The 5,136-nt window shown below is 44.9% G+C and carries 3 protein-coding genes; 2 read left to right on the top strand and 1 reads right to left on the bottom strand.

The annotated features are described in order from the left end of the window. Window positions 1–116: 116 nt before the first annotated feature. A complete protein-coding gene (locus F6J99_RS41860) occupies window positions 117–266 on the bottom strand; it encodes a hypothetical protein (protein ID WP_293122541.1) in 150 nt (49 codons plus the stop codon). A 169-nt stretch (window positions 267–435) separates the two neighbouring features. Between F6J99_RS41860 and F6J99_RS41855 the strand changes: the two genes are divergently transcribed. Then, complete coding sequence (locus F6J99_RS41855; RefSeq protein ID WP_293122538.1) at window positions 436–651, top strand: hypothetical protein; 216 nt, start codon at window positions 436–438, stop codon at window positions 649–651. A 93-nt stretch (window positions 652–744) separates the two neighbouring features. After that, window positions 745–4,794 carry a HEAT repeat domain-containing protein gene (locus F6J99_RS41850; protein ID WP_293122536.1) on the top strand — a complete coding sequence of 1,350 codons (4,050 nt, stop codon included), beginning with the start codon at window positions 745–747 and terminating at the stop codon, window positions 4,792–4,794. The last annotated feature ends 342 nt before the right edge of the window (window positions 4,795–5,136 follow it).

Raw genomic sequence — 5,136 nt, 5'->3', positions numbered from 1 at the left:
TGGTCAAATGCTAAGCTTTCTCAACTAATTTACAAAAAAAATATTATGTCAACAGTTGCCAGTGGCACAATAGCACTGGAAGACCTAGAGATGGCGTGATTAGGAGATGGAAAGATCTAGGGAAAGGGGTATAAGCACTTATAGATAATTTTGTCAACTATAATTGCAACTACAATCACAATCACAACCACACCACTAGCGGTAATCCCCAAGGCTTTAATCACCCAGATCTGTTTCTTGTTTTCTTCGCCAGTAGTTTCCACCACAAAATATTCCTGTTTGGGCAGATTTAGCTGGAATTATTATTATGCTGGGGTTTGGGAGTTGATGGGTGATCCACTAGACCAGGGATAAACCCAAAGACCATGGGCAAGGTGCCCATCAGATTCCGGCACTCCCCCTTTTAAGCAATCCCCCATACAGCCCACAAGCACAGTGAATCCCTCAACCTACCCTACTCGAACGCCAAAGGCGAACAACCAAATAACCTTGGCCAAAGGCCACGCAATCGCGTTCAACCTTGGCCAAAGGCCACGCAATCGCGTTCAACCAAATAACCTTGGCCAAAGGCCACGCAATCGCGTTCAACAAACTAACCTTGGCCAAAGGCCACGCAATCGCGTTCAACCACACAACCTTCAACCTGATTAAACCTTCAACCTTCAACCTTAAAAAACCTTAAACCTTAAACCTTGGCCAAAGGCCACGCAATCGCGTTCAACCTTCAACCAAATAACCTTCAACATGGTCGATTGGGATCCCTATCTAGCATCAATCCGTGACACCTACGCCCAATGGTGGCAAGTTTATACCCTGACCGATGTGGAAGAGCGTAAGGGCAAGCAGCAGCAACAGACTCCTGGGCTGTTTGATGGCCTGATGGTGGAAACCATGAAGTCGGAGCAGCCAGAAAGAAACCAGAATCCGGAAGAACCCGAGCGTTTGCCTGTCCTAGAAGGATTGCGCAAGTATGCTGCTGACCATGTCTTACTGGTGGGACGTCCGGGTTCGGGCAAATCCACTGCATTAGTGCGATTGTTGGGGGATGAAGGGATACAAGGGAAAATTCCGGTGCTAGTGGAACTGCGATATTACCAGACATCGGTGCTGGAGTTAGTGCGGAATTTTCTGAAACGCCATGATGTACTGCTGGACTCCACCGAGATCGAAAGACTACTGTTTGAGGGACAATTCTGGTTACTGATTGATGGGGTAAACGAGCTACCCTCAGAAGCAGCACGCTCGGATTTAACTCAGTTTCGGAGGGATTACCAGAAGCGTACTCCCATGATTTTCACCACTAGGGATTTAGGAGTAGGTGGTGACTTGGGGATTCAGAAGAAGTTGGAAATGCAACCCTTGAGTGCAGCCCAAATGTCGGAATTTGTCCGAAAGTATTTGCCAGAAAAGGGAGAGCAGATGCTTGAGCAGTTGGGCGTACGCTTACGGGAATTTGGGCAAACCCCCCTACTATTGATGATGCTATGTGACCTGTTTAAGTCTATAGGCAACGTACCGTCGAATCTGGGTTTAGTGTTTCGCTCATTTACCGAGCTTTATTCTAAGCAAATCAAAGCAGATGTTAACGTTTCAAGGGCATCAAAACTATTGTGGCCTAAACTGCTACAAGAGTTAGGGTTTATGATGACAGCAGCGGATAACCCCAAGGAGATAACTGTTGCTATTACCAAGACAAAAGCCGAAGAAATTTTAACTGACTATCTATCTAAGAAGTCTGTTGTCAATCCTCATGTTTGCCCCGAAACTTTGCTTGGGGACTTACTCAACTATCACTTGATTGAACAATCAGGAGACTTGATTGAGTTTCGACACCAACTGATCCAAGAATACTATACAGCCGAATATTTATTGAAACAATTACCACATCTTAGGGATCAGGAGTTAAAACAGAACTATCTCAATTATTTGAAATGGACAGAACCTCTGGTGCTGATGCTGCAATTGGTAGATGATCAATCCCAAGCCCAGCGGGTGGTAACGTTAGGGTTAGTAGTGGATTGGCAACTGGGAGCCAGGTTAGCAGGAGCAGTAAAACCCGAGTTTCAGGAGCAGACTGTTGAGTTAGTGGCTCGGTTAGACGTTCCGAAGTTACTTAACGTTGAGTTGTTGGGAATAACGGCATCAGAAAAAGCCATGCCTGAGCTAATTAAATCCCTGGATCATGACAACTCTTCTGTGCGTAGAATGGCGGCATCTGCTCTGGGTAAAATGGGAACAAAAGCCACGATTAACCCGTTAATTAAATGCTTGGATTACAAAGACTATTATGTGCGTAAAATTGCGGCAGCAGCTCTGGGTAAAATTGGGACAGAAGTAGCGATTAAACCGTTAATTAAATGCCTGTATGATGACCACGATAATGTCCGTTGGAGGGCGGCAGCAGCTCTGGGTGAAATGGGGACAGAAGCTACGATTGAACCGTTAATTAAATGCCTGGATGATGACCATGATTATGTGCGTATTAGTGCAGCATCTGCTCTGGGTAAAATTGGAACAGAAGCTACGATTGAACCGTTAATTAAATGCCTGGATGATGACGACTATTTTGTGCGTGTTAGTGCAGCATCTGCTCTGGGTGAAATCGGGACAGAAGCTACGATAGAATCGTTAATTAAATGCCTGGATGATGATCATAATTATGTGCGTTTGAGGGCGGCAGTAGCTCTAGGTGAAATGGGGACAGAAGCTACGATAGAACCATTAATTAAATGCCTAGATTATCACCACTCATCTGTGCGTATTAGTGCGGCATATGCTCTGGGAGAAATTGGAACAGAAGTGGCGATAGAACCGTTAATTAAATGCCTGGATAATGACGAATATTTGGTGCGTATTAGTGCGGCATATGCTCTGGGAAAAATGGGTACAAAAGCAGCGATTCAGCCGTTAATTAAATGCCTGGATGATCAGCACTCATCTGTGCGTAGTAGTGCGGCATCTGCTCTGGGAAAAATCGGAACAGAAGTGGCGATTGAGCCGTTAATTAAATGCCTGGATGATCAGCACTCATCTGTGCGTAGTAGTGCGGCATCTGCTCTGGGAAAAATCGGGACAGAAGCCACGATATATCCCTTAATTAAATGCCTTAATGATAACGACTATTATGTGCGTAGTAGTGCGGCATCTTCTCTGGGAAAAATTGGGAAAGAAGTTACGATTAAACCGTTAATTAAATGCCTTAATGATAACGACTATTATGTGCGTAGTAGTGCGGTATATGCTCTGGAAAAAATTGGGAAAGAAGTTACGATTAAGCCGTTAATTAAATGCCTGGATGATCATGACTATTTTGTGCGGAGAAGTGTGGCATGTGCTCTGGGAAAAATTGGAACAAAACTAGCTATTTACCCGTTAATTAAATGCCTGGATGATCCCGACTTAGATGTGCGTTGGAGGGCAGCATCTGCTCTGGGAAAAATTGGAACAGAAATGATGATTTACCCGTTAATTAAATGCCTGGATGATGATGAATATTCTGTGCGTAGTATTGCGGCAAAAGCTCTGGGAGAAATCGGTACAGAAGCCACGATTTACCCGTTAATTAAATGCCTGGATGATCACCACGAAGATGTGTGTATTAGTGCGGCATCTGCTCTGGGAAAAATTGGGACAGAAGCCACTATTCCTAAACTGATTAATCGCCTCAAAAACGAAAAATTTGCAGTAACTCATGATCTATATACTTTTCACAACACCATGAATGCTCTTGAAGCCATTCAAGAGCGCTACCAAATCTACAACCCAATCTATAATCCCCCCACTCAAACCATGTACATCCTCCACCTCTCGGACCTCCACATCACCACCCCTGAGCAAGCTACCCTTTGGTCAAACCAACTCGCCCAAGACCTAATCCAAGACCTTCAAATCCCTAACCTTGATGCCCTTATCCTCTCCGGTGATATCGCCAATTATTCCACTCCAGACGAATACCAGGCTGCACAACAGTTTATCGAGAACCTCCGCCAAGACTTCCCCCTAGACTCGAAGCAAATTGTTCTAGTTCCCGGTAACCATGACCTCAATTGGAAACTAGCAGAAGATGCTTATGATTTACGCGATCGCAAAAATTACCAAGGTACACTCACAGAGGGTCACTACATCAAAGTCACTGAAGAGGTGATTCGAGTCCGAGATGAAGCTAAATACAAACAACGGTTTACCCACTTCAGCCAATTCTATGAGGCTATCAAAGCTCAAGCCTATCCCCTCAACTATGACCAGCAAGCCATTATCGACTATTTCCCAGACCAAAACTTGCTGATCCTAGGACTAAACTCCGCTTGGCAACTGGATCACGAATTCAGAGACCGGGCTAGCATCCACCCAGGTGCTCTGAGCAATGCCCTGACCGAAATTCGCCGTAACCCAGACTACGGCAACTGCCTGAAACTAGCGGTTTGGCACCATGCCCTGAATAGTGCTGGACGCGATCGCATTACTGACCAAGGATTCATCCAACAACTCGCTGTTGCTGGATTCCGCTTCTTCCTCCACGGACACATCCACAGAGCCGAAACCAGCCTTTTTCGTTACGACCTCAGCCGAGATGGGCGCAAACTCGACAGAATTTGTGCTGGCACCTTTGGCGCACACACCAAAGAACTCATACCCGGTTATCCTTGGCAATATAATCTACTGAAAATTGAGGATAATCAGCTCACTGTCTACACTCGCCGTCGGGAAGAAGAAAATGGTGCTTGGAAACCTGATTCACGGTGGACTCAGGGTGCGGGAGAAGGTGCTTTGGATTATTATTCGATTGAATTGTAGGAAGTAGGGAGTAGGGAGTAGGGATGTAGCACGGTCTTACCTACTGATCCGAAGTTCCCTATTTCCTAATAGCAATGGGTGTAATGGTATTTCCAAATTAAAGAAGGTGCATCGCTTTTTCTATAAATGTTAGTTTCACATATAAAAGGAAAATGCGACATAGAGCTGAATTTTTATTGAAGCAATTACCAAGTCTTAGTGATCAGGAGTTGCAACTGGGGGGGCGACATGAGAGCTAAAAAGTAGACTGTATAAGCTTCATAGCTCTCATACCTCGTAAATAATTATCGAGCTTATGACGACTTAAACGCATTAAAGCATCAACTAATTCCCAACATTTAT

This window comes from Moorena sp. SIO4G3 (assembly GCF_010692305.1).
Classification (GTDB): Bacteria; Cyanobacteriota; Cyanobacteriia; order Cyanobacteriales; family Coleofasciculaceae; genus Moorena; species Moorena producens_A.
The sequence above is the reverse complement of the archived record's forward strand: the minus strand, read 5'-3'. Positions and strand labels throughout refer to the sequence as shown.